Annotated in this window: 18 protein-coding genes and 1 pseudogene; 9 read left to right on the forward strand and 10 right to left on the reverse strand. The window is 55.4% G+C overall.

The genetic code is table 11. The annotated features are described in order from the left end of the window. Window positions 1-86: 86 nt before the first annotated feature. The gene (gyrA, locus tag MFP24_RS09325; protein WP_249230069.1) at window positions 87-2,726 is read right to left on the reverse strand and encodes a DNA topoisomerase (ATP-hydrolyzing) subunit A; all 2,640 of its coding nucleotides are present in this window, start codon (window positions 2,724-2,726) and stop codon (window positions 87-89) included. Between the two features lie 209 nt (window positions 2,727-2,935). Here gyrA and ubiG point away from each other — a divergent pair, with 209 nt between their 5' ends. Beyond that, on the forward strand, window positions 2,936-3,655 hold the full coding sequence (gene ubiG, locus MFP24_RS09330) for a bifunctional 2-polyprenyl-6-hydroxyphenol methylase/3-demethylubiquinol 3-O-methyltransferase UbiG (RefSeq protein ID WP_249230068.1): 720 nt from the start codon (window positions 2,936-2,938) through the stop codon (window positions 3,653-3,655). A 94-nt stretch (window positions 3,656-3,749) separates the two neighbouring features. Here ubiG and MFP24_RS09335 read toward each other — a convergent pair whose 3' ends face one another. Both MFP24_RS09335 and MFP24_RS09340 read right to left on the reverse strand, forming a co-directional pair. Continuing rightward, window positions 3,750-4,160 carry a helix-turn-helix domain-containing protein gene (locus MFP24_RS09335; RefSeq protein ID WP_249230067.1) on the reverse strand — a complete coding sequence of 137 codons (411 nt, stop codon included), beginning with the start codon at window positions 4,158-4,160 and terminating at the stop codon, window positions 3,750-3,752. Beyond that, window positions 4,157-4,468 carry a type II toxin-antitoxin system HigB family toxin gene (locus MFP24_RS09340; protein WP_249230066.1) on the reverse strand — a complete coding sequence of 104 codons (312 nt, stop codon included), beginning with the start codon at window positions 4,466-4,468 and terminating at the stop codon, window positions 4,157-4,159. Before MFP24_RS09340 ends, MFP24_RS09335 begins: the two co-directional genes overlap by 4 nt. Before the next feature lie 450 nt (window positions 4,469-4,918). Between MFP24_RS09340 and nrdA the strand changes: the two genes are divergently transcribed. From nrdA to yfaE, 3 genes are all read left to right on the forward strand, one after another. Further along, complete coding sequence (gene nrdA / locus MFP24_RS09345; protein ID WP_249230065.1) at window positions 4,919-7,204, forward strand: class 1a ribonucleoside-diphosphate reductase subunit alpha; 2,286 nt, start codon at window positions 4,919-4,921, stop codon at window positions 7,202-7,204. Between the two features lie 281 nt (window positions 7,205-7,485). Next, window positions 7,486-8,616 (forward strand): class Ia ribonucleoside-diphosphate reductase subunit beta, encoded by a 1,131-nt coding sequence (gene nrdB / locus MFP24_RS09350; protein ID WP_249230064.1) that lies wholly within the window; start codon window positions 7,486-7,488, stop codon window positions 8,614-8,616. Window positions 8,617-8,621: 5 nt separating this feature from the next. Beyond that, window positions 8,622-8,882 carry a class I ribonucleotide reductase maintenance protein YfaE gene (gene yfaE, locus MFP24_RS09355; RefSeq protein WP_136165291.1) on the forward strand — a complete coding sequence of 87 codons (261 nt, stop codon included), beginning with the start codon at window positions 8,622-8,624 and terminating at the stop codon, window positions 8,880-8,882. 217 nt (window positions 8,883-9,099) lie between these two features. Here the strand turns inward: yfaE and MFP24_RS09360 are convergent, their stop codons facing one another. The 6 genes from MFP24_RS09360 to MFP24_RS09385 all read right to left on the reverse strand — a co-directional run bounded on the left by MFP24_RS09360 (window position 9,100) and on the right by MFP24_RS09385 (window position 15,377). After that, window positions 9,100-9,792, reverse strand: a complete 693-nt coding sequence (locus MFP24_RS09360; protein ID WP_249230063.1) for a hypothetical protein — start codon at window positions 9,790-9,792, stop codon at window positions 9,100-9,102. A gap of 575 nt (window positions 9,793-10,367) precedes the next feature. Next, window positions 10,368-11,165, reverse strand: coding sequence for an isochorismatase family protein (locus MFP24_RS09365; RefSeq protein ID WP_249230062.1), 798 nt, complete (start codon window positions 11,163-11,165; stop codon window positions 10,368-10,370). Between the two features lie 198 nt (window positions 11,166-11,363). Further along, on the reverse strand, window positions 11,364-12,734 hold the full coding sequence (locus MFP24_RS09370; protein WP_249230061.1) for an amidase: 1,371 nt from the start codon (window positions 12,732-12,734) through the stop codon (window positions 11,364-11,366). 14 nt (window positions 12,735-12,748) lie between these two features. Then, window positions 12,749-13,720, reverse strand: coding sequence for an ABC transporter substrate-binding protein (locus tag MFP24_RS09375; RefSeq protein ID WP_249230060.1), 972 nt, complete (start codon window positions 13,718-13,720; stop codon window positions 12,749-12,751). 47 nt (window positions 13,721-13,767) lie between these two features. Then, entirely contained in the window at window positions 13,768-14,613 is an 846-nt protein-coding gene (locus MFP24_RS09380) for an ABC transporter permease (RefSeq protein ID WP_249230059.1), read from the reverse strand. After that, a complete protein-coding gene (locus tag MFP24_RS09385; protein WP_040343348.1) occupies window positions 14,610-15,377 on the reverse strand; it encodes an ABC transporter ATP-binding protein in 768 nt (255 codons plus the stop codon). Before MFP24_RS09385 ends, MFP24_RS09380 begins: the two co-directional genes overlap by 4 nt. A 373-nt stretch (window positions 15,378-15,750) precedes the next feature. On the opposite strand from MFP24_RS09385, the gene MFP24_RS09390 reads away from it, so the two are divergent. From MFP24_RS09390 to ybaK, 5 genes and pseudogenes are all read left to right on the forward strand, one after another. After that, window positions 15,751-16,665: an SPFH domain-containing protein gene (locus MFP24_RS09390; protein WP_009113905.1), complete on the forward strand. Its 915-nt coding sequence runs from the start codon at window positions 15,751-15,753 to the stop codon at window positions 16,663-16,665. Then, entirely contained in the window at window positions 16,665-17,120 is a 456-nt protein-coding gene (locus MFP24_RS09395) for an NfeD family protein (RefSeq protein WP_249230058.1), read from the forward strand. The genes MFP24_RS09390 and MFP24_RS09395 overlap by 1 nt, the downstream gene beginning before the upstream one ends. A gap of 18 nt (window positions 17,121-17,138) precedes the next feature. Further along, a pseudogene (locus tag MFP24_RS24390) lies at window positions 17,139-17,213 on the forward strand (hypothetical protein); the annotation flags it as partial. Window positions 17,214-17,305: 92 nt separating this feature from the next. Then, the gene (locus MFP24_RS09400) at window positions 17,306-18,109 is read left to right on the forward strand and encodes a TraB/GumN family protein (protein ID WP_249230057.1); all 804 of its coding nucleotides are present in this window, start codon (window positions 17,306-17,308) and stop codon (window positions 18,107-18,109) included. Window positions 18,110-18,267: 158 nt separating this feature from the next. Further along, window positions 18,268-18,750: a Cys-tRNA(Pro)/Cys-tRNA(Cys) deacylase YbaK gene (gene ybaK / locus MFP24_RS09405; RefSeq protein ID WP_249230056.1), complete on the forward strand. Its 483-nt coding sequence runs from the start codon at window positions 18,268-18,270 to the stop codon at window positions 18,748-18,750. A 72-nt stretch (window positions 18,751-18,822) separates the two neighbouring features. On the opposite strand, the gene yjiA is transcribed toward ybaK, so the two are convergent. After that, a complete protein-coding gene (gene yjiA, locus MFP24_RS09410; protein WP_249230055.1) occupies window positions 18,823-19,806 on the reverse strand; it encodes a GTPase in 984 nt (327 codons plus the stop codon). Window positions 19,807-19,810: the final 4 nt, after the last annotated feature.

A 19,810-nucleotide genomic window follows, 5' to 3' on the forward strand; every position in this document is an offset into this window, starting at 1 on the left:
AAAAAAAGCCAGCGCATCACGCGCCGGCTCAGTGTCGTCATCCCCGCCAGAGCGGGGAGCCGCGATCAACAACCCGATACCCCGGATTATTCATCATCTTCCACGATGTCGTCATCGGTATCGATATCGTCGGCGACGTCTTCGTCTTCGGCAATTTCACCTTCGACTTTCACCACGTCATCCAACTCTTCATCTTCCACCGGTTCGGCGACACGTTGCAGACCGACCACGTTCTCATCCTCCGCCGTGCGGATCAGCGTAACGCCCTGAGTATTACGCCCGACGATACTGACTTCGGAAACGCGGGTACGAACCAGCGTGCCGGCATCGGTAATCATCATGATCTGGTCGGCGGTATCCACCTGTACCGCGCCGACAACGTTGCCGTTGCGCTCGCTCACCTTGATGGAGATAACCCCCTTGGTGGCGCGGGATTTGGTCGGATACTCGCTGACGGCGGTGCGCTTGCCGAAGCCGTTCTGCGTCACCGTCAGGATGTCGCCGTCGCCGCGTGGAATAATCAGCGACACCACGCGGTCCTCGCCCTGCAGATTGATGCCGCGCACCCCGGTGGCCGTACGGCCCATGGAACGAACCGCCCCTTCGGAGAAGCGCACCACCTTGCCGTGCGCCGAGAACAGCATCACTTCGTTGCCGCCGTCGGTCAGATCCACGCCGATCAGTTCATCGCCGTCGTTCAGATTAACGGCGATAATACCGGCGCTGCGCGGACGGCTGAATTCGGTCAGCGCGGTTTTCTTCACCGTACCGCTGGCGGTGGCCATAAACACATGGCGCCCTTCTTCATATTCCCGCACCGGCAGGATCGCCGTGATACGCTCGTTCGGCTCCAGCGGCAGCAGGTTGACGATGGGCCGGCCGCGCGCTCCGCGACTGGCTTCCGGCAGCTGATAAACCTTCATCCAGTACAGGCGGCCGCGGCTGGAGAAGCACAGGATGGTATCGTGGGTATTGGCGACCAGCAGACGATCGATAAAATCCTCTTCCTTGATGCGCGCTGCGGATTTACCGCGTCCGCCGCGACGCTGGGCCTCATAGTCGCTCAACGGCTGATACTTGACGTAACCCTGATGCGACAAGGTCACCACCACGTCTTCCTGACAGATCAGGTCTTCAATATTGATGTCGGCGGTATTGTGGGTGATCTCGGTGCGGCGTTCGTCGCTGTATTGATCCCTGATGGCTTCCAGCTCTTCGCGGATCACTTCCATCAGCCGTTCCGGGCTTGCCAGGATATACAGCAGCTCGGCAATCTGCGCCAGCAGCTCTTTATATTCGTCCAGCAGCTTTTCATGTTCCAGGCCGGTCAGTTTCTGCAAACGCAGATCCAGAATCGCCTGCGCCTGCTGTTCGGTCAGATAATAGCGGCCGTCGCGGATGCCGAACTCCGGCTCCAGCCATTCAGGGCGCGCGGCATCGTCGCCGGCACGCTCCAGCATCGCCGCAACCGTACCCAGTTCCCAGGACTCAGCGATCAATCCGGCTTTTGCTTCCGCCGGTGACTGCGCGCGGCGGATCAGTTCGATAATCGGATCGATATTCGCCAGCGCAATCGCCAGCCCTTCCAGAATGTGCGCCCGGTCGCGGGCTTTGCGCAGTTCGAAAATAGTCCGGCGGGTGACCACTTCGCGGCGATGGCGGATAAAGGCGGAAAGAATATCTTTCAGCGGCATGATCTTCGGCTGGCCCTGATGCAGCGCCACCATATTGATGCCGAAAGAGGTTTGCAACTGGGTCTGGGAATACAGATTGTTCAGCACCACCTCGCCCACCGCATCGCGCTTGATCTCGATAACGATGCGCATACCGTCTTTATCGGACTCGTCGCGCAGCGCGCTGATGCCCTCAATACGCTTGTCTTTAACCAGTTCGGCAATTTTTTCAATCAGGCGCGCTTTGTTCACCTGATACGGAATTTCATGCACGATGATGGTTTCACGCCCGGTTTTGGCGTCGGCCTCCACTTCGGCGCGCGCGCGAATATAAATCTTGCCGCGTCCGGTACGGTAGGCTTCCTCGATACCGCGTTTGCCATTGATAATGGCGGCGGTCGGGAAGTCCGGCCCTGTAATGTGCTCCATCAAGCCTTCAAGGCTGATGTTTTCGTCGTCGATATAGGCCAGACAGCCGTTCACCACTTCCGTCAGGTTATGAGGCGGAATATTGGTCGCCATCCCGACCGCGATACCGGAAGACCCGTTAACCAGCAGGTTGGGTATACGGGTCGGCATAACGTCGGGAATCTGCTCCGTGCCGTCATAGTTCGGCACAAAATCAACGGTGTCTTTTTCCAGATCGGCCAACAGTTCATGGGCGATTTTCGCCATGCGGACTTCGGTATAACGCATCGCCGCGGCGGAGTCGCCGTCAACCGAACCAAAGTTGCCCTGTCCGTCGACCAGCATATAGCGCAGCGAGAAAGGCTGCGCCATACGCACAATAGTATCGTATACCGCGGTATCGCCATGCGGGTGATATTTACCGATCACGTCCCCGACCACGCGGGCTGATTTTTTATACGGTTTGTTCCAGTCGTTGCCCAATACGCTCATCGCGTACAGTACGCGGCGGTGTACCGGTTTTAGTCCATCACGAACATCTGGTAACGCACGCCCGACAATAACGGACATGGCATAGTCCAGATACGAGCTTTTCAGCTCTTCTTCAATGTTGACCGGTGTGATTTCTCTGGCAAGGTCGCTCATGGAGCCGCTATCCCTCTATTTATGCATCTACCCGAGTTCAAAAGGTGAAAAAGTATATCACAAAGCGCGGTTTTGGGGGAAACTCCCCGCCGCCTGATAAAGGGGATGCGTTTTAGGCGCGGAGCGGGAAATTCGATGACGGCTACAACATTACCGGCGCTGACGATATACTCGCGGAAGATGAAAATAACCAAAGGTCGTAATTGCAGATGAATGCAGAAAATCAAACCCCGAACGTCGACCAGCAGGAAATTGCCAAATTTGAAGCCATTGCTTCACGCTGGTGGGATCTGGAGGGGGAATTCAAACCGTTACACCGCATCAACCCGCTGCGGCTGGGCTATATCGCGCAGCGCGCCGACGGCCTGTTCGGCAAGAAAGTGCTGGACGTAGGCTGCGGCGGCGGCATTCTGGCCGAAAGCATGGCGCGGGAAGGCGCCGACGTCACCGGGCTGGATATGGGCGCAGAGCCTTTGCAGGTGGCCCGTTTACACGCGCTGGAAAGCGGCATGGCGGTGAATTACATTCAGGAAACCGTCGAGGCGCACGCCCAGGCGCACAGCGGCGAATATGATGTGGTGACCTGTATGGAAATGCTGGAGCACGTTCCCGACCCGCAGTCGGTGGTGCGCGCCTGCGCGAATCTGGTCAAGCCGGGGGGCCATGTGTTTTTCTCCACCATTAACCGTAACGCCAAGGCCTGGCTGATGGCGGTGGTCGGCGCCGAATATATTCTGAAGATGCTGCCGCGCGGCACCCATGACGTTAAAAAATTCATCCGTCCGGCCGAGCTGATTGAGTGGGTCGACGCCACACCGCTGCGCGAAAAACATATCACCGGATTACACTACAACCCGCTGACCGACCGCTTTAAGCTCGGCCCCAATGTGGACGTGAATTATATGCTGCACACCCGGCGCGACGCGTAATGCCGTTTTGAATGCGCCGATGATGAACAGGCTGATTGGTGAGTAAAGGTAAACTGTCCGGGCGCTGAAGGACAGTTTACCTGCCAGGCGTGGGTCAGATAAACAACGCCGGCGAGATCCCAAAACGTTGCGACAGTTTGCGAATATGCTCGGTGGTAAGCTGACGTTCACCTTTCAGAATGCGGGATACCAGAGATTTGCTGCCGATCTCATCAGGGAAATCCTGTTGTTTCAGATGGTATTGTTCCATCAGCGTGCTCAGAACGGCGATGCCGGACGGCAACGCCGCCATGTGTTTACGAAACTCAGCCACTTCCGGCAGATTGTTTTCATATTCGGCGATTTTGACGCAGACCATATCCAGCAGCGGGCTCGACGGATCGTGCGTCAGGAGATGTTCCACCAACGCCAGGGCGTCGCGGTAATCTTTTTCGCTGGTGCTCCCCGCCAGCAGCGGCACAGCGGCTTTCAGTTCTTCAGTGGCTTTCAGCGCATCAGCGATCATTTCTTTTTCCCCCGGCGTAAAGCCGTGTACCGATCATATTCAGCATGGGTCATTACTTCGCGAACGTAAAACTTCTGTCCGGCAAAGAATATCAGCGCAATAACCCGCAATTCGTTCCCGGCCACGTTAATGACGTAGTGTTTATCCAGGTATTTAAAGTTATCCAGTGACGGATAAACTTTCTTTAATTCGTCCGGCGCAGGGAAGTTCCCTTTCTCTATTACCCTTCCCAGCTTCATCAGATCCTCAGCATATTGCGGGAAGCGACGAGAGGCTTCGACAATGGTTTTCATTGAAATAAGGTGCATATCCATTCACCATAATTGCCAAGTTGGCAACATTATAGCCGACCGCGCCGCAGTTGCCAAACTGGCAACCAGCAGCTTGATAATCAGACGATTCCGAGTATCATTGCCGTTTTTATGATTTGATCAAAAGATGACGATTTTCGTCGCGAACAAGAAAGCGGCAAGCGATCAAATATTTATTTTTTTATCCCCACGCATTGACAATGCCAGAGGCCGCTAGCGCACCGGTATTTAGCGAATCAATAACATTTCCTACCCAAGTTATCCACAATTTACCCCGTTTTTGCTCACTTGCAATAACCGGTTTTTATCATTATCTTGTTATCAAATTAAACCCACCCCCCTACATATTGTGTTTACAGCGAACGAAAAGGTACTACCGTGCCTGGCGTTTTTTTTTGTGTGGCACAGTCAATACGGGGTTAAAAAAACGGATAGGTGTTACTTCCCATGAACCAGAGCCTGCTAGTAACCAAACGCGATGGCAGTAAAGAAAGAATCAATCTGGATAAAATCCACCGAGTCATTACCTGGGCTGCGGAAGGATTACACAATGTCTCTGTTTCTCAGGTGGAACTGCGCTCCCATATCCAGTTTTATGACGGTATCCGCACCGCGGACATCCATGAAACCATCATTAAGGCGGCCGCCGATCTGATCTCCCGTGAAAGCCCCGACTACCAGTATCTGGCGGCGCGGCTGGCGATTTTCCACCTGCGCAAAAAAGCCTACGGCCGGTTTGAACCGCCCGCGCTGCTGGATCACGTCAGAAAAATGGTCGATATGGGCAAATACGACGAGCATCTGCTGGACGACTACAGCGCGGAAGAGTTCGCCGCGATGGACGGCTTTATCGACCACTGGCGCGATATGAACTTCTCTTATGCCGCCGTCAAGCAGTTGGAAGGGAAATATCTGGTGCAGAACCGCGTCAGCGGCGATATCTACGAAAGCGCCCAGTTCCTGTATATCCTGGTCGCCGCCTGCCTGTTCTCCGGCTATCCGCGCGAAACCCGGCTGGATTACGTCAAACGCTTCTACGACGCCATCTCCACCTTCAAAATCTCGCTGCCGACGCCGATCATGTCCGGCGTGCGTACGCCGACCCGCCAGTTCAGCTCCTGCGTGCTGATCGAGTGCGGCGATAGCCTGGATTCCATCAACGCCACCTCCAGCGCCATTGTAAAATACGTTTCCCAGCGCGCCGGCATCGGCATCAACGCCGGGCGCATCCGCGCGCTGGGCAGCCCGATCCGCGGCGGCGAAGCCTTCCATACCGGCTGTATTCCTTTCTATAAGCATTTCCAGACCGCCGTCAAATCCTGCTCCCAGGGCGGCGTGCGCGGCGGCGCGGCGACGCTGTTCTACCCGCTGTGGCATCTGGAGGTCGAAAGCCTGCTGGTGCTGAAAAACAACCGCGGCGTGGAAGGCAACCGCGTGCGCCATCTCGACTACGGCGTGCAGCTTAACAAGCTGATGTACCAGCGCCTGGTCAAAGGCGGGGATATCACCCTGTTCAGCCCGTCGGACGTGCCGGGGCTGTACGACGCGTTTTTCGCCGATCAGGACGAGTTCGAGCGTCTGTACGTGCAATACGAGCAGGACGACAGCATCCGCAAGCAGCGTATCAAGGCGGTCGAGCTGTTCTCGCTGATGATGCAGGAACGCGCCTCCACCGGCCGTATCTATATTCAGAACGTGGATCACTGCAACACCCACAGCCCGTTCGACGCGCAGATTGCGCCGGTGCGCCAGTCCAACCTGTGTCTGGAAATCGCGCTGCCGACCAAGCCGCTGAACGACGTGAATGACGACAGCGGCGAAATCGCCCTGTGTACGCTCTCCGCGTTCAACCTCGGCGCCATCGACAGCCTGGACGATCTGGAAGAGCTGGCGACGCTGGCGGTACGCGCGCTGGACGCCCTGCTGGATTATCAGGACTACCCGATCCCCGCCGCCGAACGCGGCGCCATGGGCCGTCGTACGCTGGGCATCGGCGTTATCAACTTCGCCTACTATCTGGCGAAAAACGGCGTGCGCTACTCCGACGGCAGCGCCAACAACCTGACGCACAGAACCTTTGAGGCCATTCAGTATTATCTGCTGAAAGCCTCCAACGTGCTGGCGCGCGAGCAAGGCGCCTGCCCGTGGTTCAACGAAACCACCTATTCCCAGGGGGTGTTGCCCATCGACACCTACAAGCGCGATCTCGACGCGATTTGCAGCGAACCGCTGCACTATGACTGGGAAACGCTGCGTCATGAGATTAAGGAGTTCGGCCTGCGCAACTCGACGCTCTCCGCGCTGATGCCGTCCGAGACCTCTTCGCAGATCTCCAACGCCACCAACGGCATTGAGCCGCCGCGCGGACATATCAGCGTGAAGGCGTCCAAAGACGGCATTCTGCGCCAGGTGGTGCCGGAATATGAAAATCTGAAAGACGCTTACGAACTGCTGTGGGAAATGCCGAACAACGACGGCTATCTGCAACTGGTCGGCCTGATGCAGAAATTTGTCGATCAGGCGATTTCGTCCAATACCAACTACGATCCGTCGCGTTTCCCGTCGGGAAAAGTGCCGATGAAGCAACTGCTGAAAGATTTGCTGACGGCCTATAAATTCGGCGTTAAAACGCTTTACTACCAGAACACCCGCGACGGCGCGGAAGACGCGCAGGACGACCTGACGGCACAGCCGCAGGACGACGGTTGCGAAGGCGGCGCCTGTAAGATTTAAGCCTTTCCCCCTCCCACCCTCCCCCTTATCAGGGGGAGGCGCTAAACTTCCTCCCCTGCGAAGGGGAGGGTTGGGGTGGGGTTGATTCAGGCGCCCCAGGTGCTACGCAGCTTCTGCGTTTTTTATCGCGGGCAATCCCTGCAACCACGCTTTGTGGGCCGCCGCAAGCGGCGTTAAAAAATGCTCCCGGCATTTTTTTATGGCGGGCTATCCATGCCCGCCCCTACGGCCGCCGCAAGCGGCGTTAAAAAATGCTCCCGGCATTTTTTTAGGAGAAAACAATGGCCTATACCACATTTTCACAGAATAAAAACGACCAGCTACTCGAACCCATGTTCTTCGGTCAATCGGTTAACGTTGCCCGTTTCGATCAGCAAAAATACGAAATCTTTGAAAAGCTGATCGAAAAACAGCTTTCCTTCTTCTGGCGCCCGGAAGAGGTGGACGTTTCCCGCGATCGCATCGACTACCAGGCGCTGCCTGATCATGAGAAACACATTTTCATCAGCAACCTGAAATACCAGACGCTGCTGGATTCGATTCAGGGCCGCAGCCCCAACGTGGCGCTGCTGCCGCTGATCTCCATCCCGGAACTGGAAACCTGGGTGGAAACCTGGGCGTTTTCCGAAACCATCCACTCGCGCTCCTACACCCATATTATCCGCAACATTGTTAACGACCCGTCGGTGGTGTTTGACGACATCGTGACCAATGAAGAGATCCTCAAGCGCGCCAAGGACATCTCCGGCTACTACGATTCGCTTATCGAAATGACCAGCTACTACCACCTGCTGGGCGAAGGCACCCATCAGGTGAATGGCAAAACCGTTACCGTTAATCTGTATGAGCTGAAAAAGAAACTCTATCTGTGCCTGATGAGCGTCAACGCGCTGGAAGCAATCCGTTTCTACGTCAGTTTTGCCTGCTCGTTCGCCTTCGCCGAACGCGAACTGATGGAAGGCAACGCCAAAATCATCAAGCTGATCGCCCGCGACGAGGCGCTGCACCTGACGGGCACCCAGCATATGCTGAACCTGATGCGCTCCGGCCACGACGACCCTGACATGGCTAAAATCGCCGTGGAATGTCAGCAGGAGTGCTATGACCTGTTCGTGCTCGCCGCCCAGCAGGAAAAAGAGTGGGCCGACTATCTGTTCCGCGACGGCTCCATGATCGGCCTGAACAAAGAGATTCTGTGTCAGTACGTCGAATACATCACCAATATCCGTATGCAGGCGGTGGGCCTGGCGCTGCCGTTCGAAACGCGCACCAACCCCATTCCGTGGATCAACGCCTGGCTGGTGTCCGATAACGTCCAGGTCGCGCCGCAGGAAGTGGAGGTCAGCTCTTATCTGGTGGGTCAGATTGATTCCGAAATGAACGCCGACGACCTGAGTGATTTCCAGCTTTAACCGCCATGAATAACGCAACCATCACCCTGCGCGCCTCGGGTGCGCAGCTGACCTGCGCGGACGCGGGCAATTCATTGCTGGATGTGCTGGAGTCCCATCAGGTGAGCGTCGAATACCAGTGCCGCTCCGGGTACTGCGGCTCCTGCCGCCTGCGTCTGCTGAAAGGCCAGGTCGCCTACCGCCAGACGCCGCTGGCCTGCATTCAGCAGGGAGAAATCCTGCCCTGCTGCTGCATGCCCGTTAATGATATTGAATTGGATATGTGAGCCCGGTAGTGAACGACACTTCAGCGTTTACCAGGGCTTTTTGGCGAATTTCCATAATAAAATAAAAACGACCACTATTCCCGTACCAGTAATATAGTGCCAATGGTCAGGGAAAAAGCTTACGGAAAAAATGGCAATCGCTATTATTGCAATAATGGGAAGGAGCTCGAAGCACAAATCAATAAAGGTGTATTTTAAGAATTTTTTCATACGCCAATCACCGGATTAAACTTTCCACCAGAGACACTACTTCATCCTCACTTAACATAATTTTTGAAAAGTAAGCGTTATTGGAAAAATGCGGCTCAACTAAAAAATACAGCATTTCAATATTATTCGCATACAGTATGTGATAGTAGTTCGGGTTGGCGGATTTTAAACGGTTCGCTGCACTAGCGGCATGAGCAACTTTTCCATATCCCGTTAACGTCATAAGAGCACCATTTAAATATTTATTTAGCCCTTGCCTCACGGAAAAAACAAATCCAAAAGATTCACATGCGGCTTTAGCAACCACATAAGAAACAGTATTGTTGGTTAGTTTTGCAGATGCATAACTTGATGAAACTTTTAATAAAGATTGGCTAATTTTATTAATCGTTGAAAGACTGGCGTTACTCAGGATTGAGTCTACGTAAAGTTTGACCATTTCAAAGATAATGTCATTACTTTTAAACATTTTGATAACGGCTTGGACCATTCTTTTATCTTCATGCTTGAGATTGTCACAAACATCCTGATAACTATCAAAAAAACAGGAACTCCACCAGCTTGCCCTTTCAATACCATTATTCAATACCTGAACTTGCTCTTTAGCAATTTCCTTGACGCCTTGCAGGGCCCGCTCCAATTGGAGGGCAAGTTGGTGATCGGCCTCCATTTTATCCTTCACTTCCAACATGTAAGACATTGAATACCCTGTTATTAAAGTTGATATAATGTAAACTGTTCAGTACAATATTTACGCTATAATAATTCATCATAAACAAAAAAGAGAAGTGCGATGAACAAAAAAAGAACTGTCATGAAGACAATCAGAAACATATGTATCTTTATCATCTTCCTTTTGTTCTGGCTGCAAATTATTAGCACGCTAATTTTCACCCGTTTTTCGGAGGAAAGAATTATGTGGCTGGCCGGGGTTGTGAACATCTTCCCCAATGGAAGTGCGTTTAACAGCTTAATGATTGCCATCATTTTAGTGTCTCTGATATGCACTTATCTCTCTTATAAGCTGCTGTTTTGGATTGTACGGACATTAAAACGAAGATATAACCCAAAGACTTCCGGCTAAATAAATACTCGCACTCTTTTAGGCCCAACGGAAGAACAAGCCAGTTCTCTGCACTGTCTTGATGGAATAACTATCCAGAACACCGTAATAGTCCTCGGTATTCGAATGAACCTGCCAAATTACCGTCATCCCTATTTTGATTTTTGTTGCGCTGATCCTAATGATATTGAATTGGATATGTGATGCGCGAGCTACGCCTGCTCCTGCTCCGCCGCAACCGGCTGTTCGGCCAGCCAGCCGAGCACCTCGTCAATGCCAAGCACATCCGCATAGCGGGCGTTAAGATCCAATAGGGTGAAATCCAGCACGGACTGACTTCTGTCGCCGGTAATCTCCCGCGGCAATACCACGTGAAACCCCGCCTGGAACGCTTCAATCGCAGTGGCGCGCAGACTGCCGCTGGCGGTCACGCCTCCCAGGATAAGCGTATCCACCCCCTGTTGTTTCAGCCACATCGTCAGATCGTGACCGTGCAAATCGGAGATATAGCAGGTGGACTGCATCCGATCGAAAGCAACGCTTTCCAGCGCAGCATCGATCCGATTAAGGTAGGCATCTTCCGCCAGGACGGTGATAGAAGAAAACTTTTTCCCCCACATCCGCGAAAAATGGTGATCTTGCCGATAAATCGTGCGGGTAAATACCGTCGGCGATTGGCGTTGCCTGGCCAGTTCCAGCAACCGGCACAGCGCGGTTTTATTAAACGACGTATTGATCGCCAGCGTGGATCCCGAATCCATAAAGGCATAGGTCACGTCCCGTATCAGGACGGCCGCCTTCGAGCCAAAGCCGATTTTACTGGCAAACCCGGTCTGTGAATAAATGCGCTGGATTTCATCGGCCAGATAGCGGCGTTGGCCGCCGGGGGTGTAAACCACTTTGAGGCCATAGGTTTTCACTTCGCCGTTTTCCTCCAGGCGCCTCAGAGTGCTGGCGGAGATCCCCAGCATTTTCGCCGCATCAGAAACCGTCAATAACTTATCGTACATAACACGCAATCCTGGTTAACCGGAAAAGACTACACGCACAAACCGTGCGCTTAAAAAAATGCCTGGAGCATTTTTCAACGCCGCTGGCGGCGGCCCCCAGGGTGACGGGCAGGGATAGCCCGTCATAAAAAAATGCCTGGAGCATTTTTCAACGCCGCTGGCGGCGGCCCGCCGGATAAACTGGCGGGCGGCTTATTTTCATTGCTGGCACACCGGCGGTAAACAGGCATGCCAATCGGTCATCTGCTGATAGTACAGCCCCAGATCCACCAGCGCCTGTTCATTACCGTGCCGGGCGACCCACTGCATGCCGATAGGCAATCCCGAACGGGAAAAACCCACCGGCAGCGCCAGCGTCGGCACACCGGCGTTGGTGAACGGCATATTAAACGCCGGCGAACCGGTAAGTTCCAGGCTATAAGGCGCCAGCGTCGGCGTGGCCGGCGTCATCAGGATATCCGCCTGCTCAAACAGCTCCGCCAGTTCAGAGCGGTAACGGGCCCGCGTCTGCTGGGCCTGCAAATACTCATGGGCGGAAATAGCCCCCCCCTGTTGCAGGAACTCCTGTAAATAAGCGCCGAATAACGCCGGCGTTTGCAGAAACGTGGTGCGGTGATAGGCCGCGCATTCGGCCTGCATCACGATCTGATGCGCCTGACAGGCCGCGGCAAAACTCTCCGGCAACTCGATGCGTCGCAGCCGAACGCCGCGTCCGGCCAGTTGGTCCATCGCCTGCCGGCAGGCGACGCCGATCTCGTCATCCACGTCGGCAAACCACGGATGTTCCACGATACCGACAGTATAATCGTGCTTCTCCCTTAATTGCAGCGGCGTGTAAAGCAGGTTCTGAGTGGTCTCATCCCGCGGATCGGGACCCGACAGCGCGTTATACACCAGCACCGCATCCTCAACGGTGTGAGTAAAGGCGCCGACGTGATCCAGCGACCAGCTGGCGGGGATAACCCCTGCCTTGCTGATGCGCCCGTAGGTCGCCTTAAGCACCGTGACGCCGTTAAACGCCGCCGGACGGGACAGCGATCCGGCCGTCTGCGTCCCCAGCGTCATCAGCGCCATACGCGCGCCAAGCGCCGCCGCGGAACCGCTGCTTGAACCGCCGGGCGTATGCTGCGGATTCCAGGCGTTGCCGGTTTCGGGCGGCGTGCCTAAATTGGCGAACTCCGTCGTGGTCAGCTTGCCCAGCAACAGCGCCCCCATCTTATCCAGCCGATCGATAACGCTGGCGTTCTCGCTGGAGATCATTCCCTGACGGACTTTAGAACCGCCTTCGGTGGGCAATCCGCGCGTATGGAAGATATCCTTGGCGCCATAGGGAATGCCGAATAACGCCGGCTTGCAGGCAATCGCCGCCATCTGCCGATCCAGCTCCGCCGCCCGCCGTCTGGCGCCGTCGCGATCGAGATAGCGCCAGGCCTTGATCTGAGTATCCCGCTCGTCGATGCGCGCCAGAAAATGATGCAGCAACTCTCCCGGAGAGACTTTGCGTGCCGCCAACAGCCGCCGGGTGGCGGCAATGGTGGCAAAAGGCGAATGGTCCAACACATTTTTCATAATGCCTCTCCTTATCAGGGTTTGCCGGCGAACTGGCCATCCACAATCTGTTCATAAGGCATATCCTGCGTGATATTGCCGACGAATTTCTGGATGTCGATCGCGGTGGTGAATGCCAAAGGTGAAATAACCGCATTGGCGGGATAGACATTGCTGTCGATCATACGCTGAACCGCCGCGTCCACCACCTTGCCGTCCAGGGAAGCGAATTCCAGACGGGCCACCTTTTTCGCTTCATCCGGGTGCTGGTGAATAAAAGCCAGAGATTCGTTGATGGATTTGACGAAACGCGCAACCAGCTGCGGATTGTCGGTGATGGTTTTCTCCGAGGTATTGATGGTGGAGAAAGCATACTCGGGGTAATCACGGGTAAAGTCGTAAACCACTTTCAGCCCCTGCTCCACGCCCTGATCCGTCTGGGGCTCATAGACCACCGCGGCGTCCGCTCTGCCGGCCAGCAACGGTCCCAGTTCGGAACCATTCTGCACTTCGTTGATCGTGACGTCTTTCTTGGGATCCAAACCCTGCTGCTGTAGTAAACGCAGCAACAGCGTATTGGACGTGCCGGGCGCCAGCCCGGAAACCAGCCGTTTTCCCTTCAGATCGGCCGGCGAATTAAAGGTAAAATCCGGCCTGGCCAGTATCCACACCGGCGCGCTGTTGGCGACGGCGCTGACGGCTTTGGCTTTACCGCCTTTCTGCTGAGCGAATCCCACATGTTCGGGACCGTGAACCGAGAACTGCGCCTCGCCGGACAGCACCGCCGCCAGCGCGGTGGGGCCGGAGCCGGCCGAACGAATGGTCGCCACATCGATCTGGTTCTGAGCGAAGATTCCCTGATGTTTCGCCACATAGACCGGCAGATACAGCAGCGAGTGAAACGCTTCGGTTACCAGCACGCGTTCAGCCTTGCCATCAGCGGCAAAACCGCCTGCGGACCCCAGGGTAAAGAGAGCGGCGCACAGCCATGAAACAATTTTATTCATCGGTGAATTCCTTCGGCTAATGGTAACGGAACAGGCAAACGGCATGACTAACGATTAACGGACTGGCGTTCCCAGGGCAGCAGCCAGCGCTGTAGCTGGATAACCAGCAGATAAAGCACGATAGCGACGAACAGCAAGGTAAAGACGCCGACCCACACCACGTTGAGGTTGAACAGATTGCCGGCGACGAAAATCATTTTTCCCAGGCCGTAATCCGAGGAGATAAATTCCCCGCCGATATCGGCAATCAGCGCGAAACCGATATTCAGACGAAAGGCGGAGATAATCCACGGCAGCGTGGAGGGGATCACCACCTTACGGAAAATCTGGTTCTTGTTGGCGCCCAGCGAACGCATCAAATTCACCTGGCTGTCATCAATCTGATGTGTCCCCTGCCACGCCGACAACAGCGCAACGATGTAGGTGGCGATAAACGCCAGGGCGATTTTGGAAAACAGCCCGGAGCCGAACCAGATAATAATGATGGGAGCCAGCGCAATTTTCGGCAGTCCGTTCAGGGCGATAAAGAACGGATCGAGAATGCGCGCCAGCGTAGGTGAAAACCACAGCAGCAGCCCGGACAATGACCCCAGCAGGCTGCCGAGCACAAAGCCGATCACCGTGGCGTACACCGTGAAATAGGTATTGGTCAGCAGTTCGCCGTTAGCCAGCAAACGGACAAACTCATGCCAGATCCCCGCCGGAGATCCCATCAGAAAGGCATTGACCATGCCGTTATCCACGCCGTACTGCCACAGCGCCACCATCCCGATAAGGATCAGCGCCCGCCAGCTATTATCTTTCAGCAACGACAGACATTTCTTTTTGCGCCGCCGGTTCGCCGCCGACGGGTTGGAACGCGTTTTATCCGCCGCGGTAACGGGTATGTTCATGGCCGACCTCCCAGTTGAATATCCATATCAGCCCATATCGCATCGAAAAACTGTTGATAGCGCGCATCTTTGCGGGCGCCCATGGCGGAGCCGTGTTGCTTGGCCAGGCCGACTTCATAGGTTTTTTTATTCCACGTCGGCCGCTGCGACATCACCACGATGCGATCGGACATGGAGATGGCTTCGCCGATATCGTGCGTGATCAGCACCACCGTTTTGCCGAATTCGTTAAGGATCGACAGGATCTCCTCTTCCAGCACCAGCCGGGTCTGGTAATCCAGCGCGGAGAAAGGCTCATCGAGCAGAATGATGTCCGGGTCGGTCACCAACGTACGGATCAGCGCCGCTCTCTGGCGCATTCCGCCGGAGAGCGTGGACGGATAGGCATGGGCGAAATCCCCCAGACCATATTTCAACAGGTAGTCCATGGCCCGTTCATGGCGCTCTTTCTTCGGCACTTCGCTGATTTCCAGCCCCAGGCAGACGTTATCGAGGATGGTGCGCCAGGGAAACAGCAGATCCTTTTGCAGCATATAGCCCACCCGGCCTTTCTTGGGCATGGCGTAATATTGATCGAATACCTGGATCTCGCCGGCGGTGGGCGTCAACAGGCCGGCAATCATATTGAACATGGTGCTCTTGCCGCATCCGCTGGGACCGACAATGCTGATAAATTCCCGGTGATAGATATCAATCGAGATATCTTTAATCACATCCACCACGTTTTCATCGTGATCCAGAAACTGCTTTTTTACGCCTCTCATCGAGATAGCTACCGGAGGCGATGCGGGAGCGGTTGTCGGTGACTCGTTTATTGCAGGTGAAAGGTTCATCGCATACTCCTGATTAACAGCATTCCCAGAGACGCCGTTGCCACAGCACGGATGCATCGCCGGATATAGACCAAGAATTAAGTCAATCGATTGCGCAGCATCACCGTAGCAAAAACTTTCCAAACTTGTCTAATACGACAAACTTATCAAACTTGTCAGGCAATTCATTGCGCGGGGTTTTACGCTAACGCGGCAAAGGATGCCAAAGGCGACAAAACGGTGGGAAATAACCACACAGCCAACTGATTCCGGCTACGCTTGGGTTACACTAACGGCAGATAAAACAATCAGGAGGTTTTAGATAATGCTTACCGTCATCCCTATTTTGATCTTTGTTGCGCTGATCCTTGTCTGGTCAGGCATTAAAATCGTCCCGCAGGGCTATCAATGGACCGTCGAACGCTTCGGCCGCTACACCAAAACATTAATGCCGGGGCTGAATCTGGTGGTGCCGTTTATGGATCGCGTCGGCCGCAAAATCAATATGATGGAGCAGGTGCTGGATATCCCGTCGCAGGAGGTCATTTCACGCGACAACGCCAATGTGGCGATCGACGCGGTCTGTTTTATCCAGGTTATCGATCCGGCGCGCGCCGCTTATGAAGTCAGCAATCTGGAGCAGGCGATCGTCAACCTGACCATGACCAACTTTCGTACGGTGCTGGGTTCGATGGAGCTGGACGAAATGCTCTCCCAGCGCGATAGCATAAACAGCCGTCTGCTGCATATCGTCGATGAGGCCACCAACCCCTGGGGCGTTAAAATCACCCGTATCGAAATCCGCGACGTGCGCCCGCCGGCCGAGCTGATTGCGGCGATGAACGCGCAGATGAAGGCGGAACGTAACAAACGCGCCGATATTCTTGAGGCCGAAGGGGTTCGCCAGGCCGCCATTCTGCGCGCCGAGGGGGAGAAACAGTCGCAGATCCTGAAAGCGGAAGGCCAGCGCCAGTCCGCCTTTTTAGAGGCGGAAGCGCGTGAACGTGCGGCGGAAGCCGAAGCGCAGGCGACCAAAATGGTGTCCGAGGCGATCGCCGCGGGCAATATCCAGGCCATCAACTATTTCGTGGCCCAGAAATATACCGACGCGCTGCAACAAATCGGCTCATCCAACAACAGCAAGGTCATTATGATGCCGCTGGAAGCCAGCAACCTGATGGGCGCTATCGGCGGTATTACCGAACTGATCAAGGATAGCCAGGACAAACGGAGTCAATAATGGATATCGAACTGGTGATGGAAAATGCGCACTGGTTCTGGCTGTCGCTCGGCGGTCTGCTGCTGGCGGCCGAGATGCTGGGCGCCAGCGGCTACCTGCTGTGGAGCGGGATCTCCGCGGTGGTGGTCGGGTTACTGGTCTGGCTAACGCCGATAGGATGGCCGTGGCAGGGCATCGCATTCGCGCTGCTGACCATTATCACCGCCTTGCTGTGGTGGTACTGGCTACGCAAACGCACGCTCGCCCGCCCGCCGTCGACGCTGAATCAGCGCGGGCAGCAGTTGGTCGGGCTGCGCGCCACGCTGAGCGAACCCGTAGTGGACGGTTTCGGACGCGTCAGAATTGGCGACAGCACCTGGCGGGTGAAAGCGGAACAGGATCTGGCCGCCGGCACGCATATCGAAGTCATTGCCGTTGAAGGTATCACCTTGTATGTGCGCCCGGTGGATCATTAATGCTCCATACTGCCCTGCGCGGCGATGGCATTATCGTCCATCACCGTGGTCGGCAACGCCAACCGCCTGCTGTGTTTCAAGCCGCAAGCGTAAGGCCGGGGATAAGCATTTTTCAGCCGATTAGCGGTACAACTTATCCCGTTTAGCGTTTAGCATAGACCTGTTGATATCAGGAGACAGGATCTATGGGGCAACTGCTGCGCAGAATGGCGACGTTTCTCGGGTTTATCTCGCCGCTGACTTACGCCTATCCGGCGGTGGACGTCCAGTTGGCGGACCAGCGCCAGCTCCATCTGGTCGGCAGTATTCATATGGGCAGTATGGATATGGCTCCCCTGCCCGATGAATTGCTTAAACAGCTAAAAGGCGCCACGGCGCTGATTGTCGAAGCCGATATCGCCGATTCCGCTTCGCCTTTCGCGCATACCGAGTCTGAGCCCCCCCTGGCGGAACGCCTCGCCGCGGAGGATTACGCTCAGCTACGGCAAATCTGCCAAACGCTCTCTTTCAGCGAAAATCTTATCGATCGCCTGCCCGCCTGGCAGGCGGCGCTGATGCTCCAGGCCCGTCAGGCGCAGGTGCTGGGGCTGCGCCCGGATTACGGCATCGACTATCAGTTGATAAACGCCGCCAAGGCGCAGGGGCTGAACGTTATTGAGCTTGAGGGGCAGCAAACGCAGGTCGATTTGTTGCAACAGCTGCCGCAGGGCGGTCTGCCGCTATTGGAAGATACCATCAGGCACTGGCACATCAACGCCCGCCTGCTGCAAACCATGGTGGGCTGGTGGCTGGACAGCAAACCCGGCAAACTGACCCCGAAAATTCCCGCCACCTTCGGCAATGAAATGACCGACCTGCTGATGAACCAGCGCAACCGCCGCTGGCAACGGCAACTTCAGGCGCTGCCGCCCGGAAACTATGTGGTTGCGGTCGGCGCCCTGCATTTATATGGTGATAACAATCTGCCCGAGTTATTACAGGAAAATTGAGCGACGTATATACCCTAAATAATTCGAGTTGCAGGAAGGCGGCAAGGGAAGGAATCCCGATGAGCTTACTCAAGTAAGTGATTCGGGTGACTGAGCGTAGCCAACGCACATGCAGCTTGAAGTATGACGGGTATCGCGCCCGTAAGGATATTTGAATCATGACACCCGCAATCAAACTGCTTGAGAAAAACAACGTCGCCTTTCGGTTACACAGCTACCATCACGACAGCGATGAAACCAATTTCGGCGAGGAAGCGGCCCAAAAGCTGGGGCTGAATAAACAACAGGTTTACAAAACGCTGCTGGTGGCGCTGAACGGCGACGCCAGGAATCTTGCCGTGGCGGTGACCCCGGTCGCCGGAATGCTGGATTTAAAGAAAGTGGCGCGCGCCCTGGCGGCCAAAAAAGCCGATATGGCCGATCCCGCCATTGCTCAGCGGGTAACCGGCTATCTGGTGGGAGGCATCAGCCCGCTGGGGCAGAAAAAACGTCTGCCGACGGTGATTGACGCCGCCGCGCAAGGGTTCGACACCATTTTTATTTCCGGCGGCAAGCGCGGACTGGATATCGAACTGGCGGCAAACGATCTGGCCGCCCTGCTGCAAGCGACCTTTGCGGATATCGCCAAACAGGATGGATGATTGTAGTTTGAGATGCCTCCTCGCGCAGGCGGGGACTCGCGGGCATAACGGCGGCGGGCGCACCACCCGCCGCTAAAAAGAGTCCGACAATAAGTGCGCCGTCAGCCGGGCGAACCCCTCGCGGATTTCCTGCTCGGGCAGATCCCGGCCGATAAACACCAATACGCTTTCTCTGGCTTCGTCCGCGCGCCACTCGCGATCCCAGTCGGCGCTGTACAGCCGCTGCACTCCCTGAAACAGCAGACGGCGCGAGTCGTCCTTAATCGCCAGAATGCCTTTGTAACGCAATAGATTATCGGCGTAGTTCACCAGAAAACTTTCCATCAGATCGGACACCGCGCCGAGCTCTACCGGGGTAGAGAAAGAAATCGCGATGGACTGAACGCTGTTTTGCGCCGGGGCGATAAAGCGGAAGACCGGCGTATTCAGCGCCAGCCGGTCGTTAAGCATAAAGCCTTCGATATTGAATAACAGTCTGAGGTCGATTTCCCTGTTTACCGCCGGATAAAGCGGCGCCCGGGCATTGATGCGCTGCAGGCGCTGAATCAGGGCGTCGTCTTCGCCGGCGATATCGGTTTTGGTCAGCAGAATACGGTCGGCGTAGCCAATCTGCGCCTGGGCGATAGTGAATTGATCGAGCTGCTGCCCGGCGTGCACCGCATCCACCAGGGTGATAATCCCATCCAGCACAAAGCGCTGGCAAATCACCTCATGGGAGAAAAATGTCTGCGCCACCGGCCCCGGATCGGCCATGCCGGTGCATTCGATAATCAGATGATCGAAATCCAGCGCGCCGTTATCCACGCCGTCCAAAAGATCAAGCAGCGCATCCTCCAGCTCATTGGATTGCGTACAGCAGATACAGCCGTTGCTCAGCGTGGTGATCTGGCTGGCCCGCTCGCCGATCAGCGCGTTATCGATCGGCACTTCGCCGAACTCGTTTTCAATCACGGCGATTTTGTAACCGTGATCGGCATTGAGAATATGGCGCAACAAGGTGGTTTTACCGGCGCCGAGAAAGCCGGTCAGAATGGTGACGTAAAGTGGTTGAGTCATAACG

The organism is Brenneria tiliae, from assembly GCF_023347575.1.
GTDB lineage: Bacteria > Pseudomonadota > Gammaproteobacteria > Enterobacterales > Enterobacteriaceae > Brenneria > Brenneria corticis.

What these genes read in the sequence shown, in the direction of transcription:
- gyrA (WP_249230069.1), bottom strand. Translation starts at nt 2,726, where the DNA reads ATGAGCGACCTTGCCAGAGAAATCACACCGGTCAACATTGAAGAAGAG.
- ubiG (WP_249230068.1), top strand. Translation starts at nt 2,936, where the DNA reads ATGAATGCAGAAAATCAAACCCCGAACGTCGACCAGCAGGAAATTGCC.
- MFP24_RS09335 (WP_249230067.1), bottom strand. Translation starts at nt 4,160, where the DNA reads ATGATCGCTGATGCGCTGAAAGCCACTGAAGAACTGAAAGCCGCTGTG.
- MFP24_RS09340 (WP_249230066.1), bottom strand. Translation starts at nt 4,468, where the DNA reads ATGCACCTTATTTCAATGAAAACCATTGTCGAAGCCTCTCGTCGCTTC.
- nrdA (WP_249230065.1), top strand. Translation starts at nt 4,919, where the DNA reads ATGAACCAGAGCCTGCTAGTAACCAAACGCGATGGCAGTAAAGAAAGA.
- nrdB (WP_249230064.1), top strand. Translation starts at nt 7,486, where the DNA reads ATGGCCTATACCACATTTTCACAGAATAAAAACGACCAGCTACTCGAA.
- yfaE (WP_136165291.1), top strand. Translation starts at nt 8,622, where the DNA reads ATGAATAACGCAACCATCACCCTGCGCGCCTCGGGTGCGCAGCTGACC.
- MFP24_RS09360 (WP_249230063.1), bottom strand. Translation starts at nt 9,792, where the DNA reads ATGTCTTACATGTTGGAAGTGAAGGATAAAATGGAGGCCGATCACCAA.
- MFP24_RS09365 (WP_249230062.1), bottom strand. Translation starts at nt 11,165, where the DNA reads ATGTACGATAAGTTATTGACGGTTTCTGATGCGGCGAAAATGCTGGGG.
- MFP24_RS09370 (WP_249230061.1), bottom strand. Translation starts at nt 12,734, where the DNA reads ATGAAAAATGTGTTGGACCATTCGCCTTTTGCCACCATTGCCGCCACC.
- MFP24_RS09375 (WP_249230060.1), bottom strand. Translation starts at nt 13,720, where the DNA reads ATGAATAAAATTGTTTCATGGCTGTGCGCCGCTCTCTTTACCCTGGGG.
- MFP24_RS09380 (WP_249230059.1), bottom strand. Translation starts at nt 14,613, where the DNA reads ATGAACATACCCGTTACCGCGGCGGATAAAACGCGTTCCAACCCGTCG.
- MFP24_RS09385 (WP_040343348.1), bottom strand. Translation starts at nt 15,377, where the DNA reads ATGAGAGGCGTAAAAAAGCAGTTTCTGGATCACGATGAAAACGTGGTG.
- MFP24_RS09390 (WP_009113905.1), top strand. Translation starts at nt 15,751, where the DNA reads ATGCTTACCGTCATCCCTATTTTGATCTTTGTTGCGCTGATCCTTGTC.
- MFP24_RS09395 (WP_249230058.1), top strand. Translation starts at nt 16,665, where the DNA reads ATGGATATCGAACTGGTGATGGAAAATGCGCACTGGTTCTGGCTGTCG.
- MFP24_RS09400 (WP_249230057.1), top strand. Translation starts at nt 17,306, where the DNA reads ATGGGGCAACTGCTGCGCAGAATGGCGACGTTTCTCGGGTTTATCTCG.
- ybaK (WP_249230056.1), top strand. Translation starts at nt 18,268, where the DNA reads ATGACACCCGCAATCAAACTGCTTGAGAAAAACAACGTCGCCTTTCGG.
- yjiA (WP_249230055.1), bottom strand. Translation starts at nt 19,806, where the DNA reads ATGACTCAACCACTTTACGTCACCATTCTGACCGGCTTTCTCGGCGCC.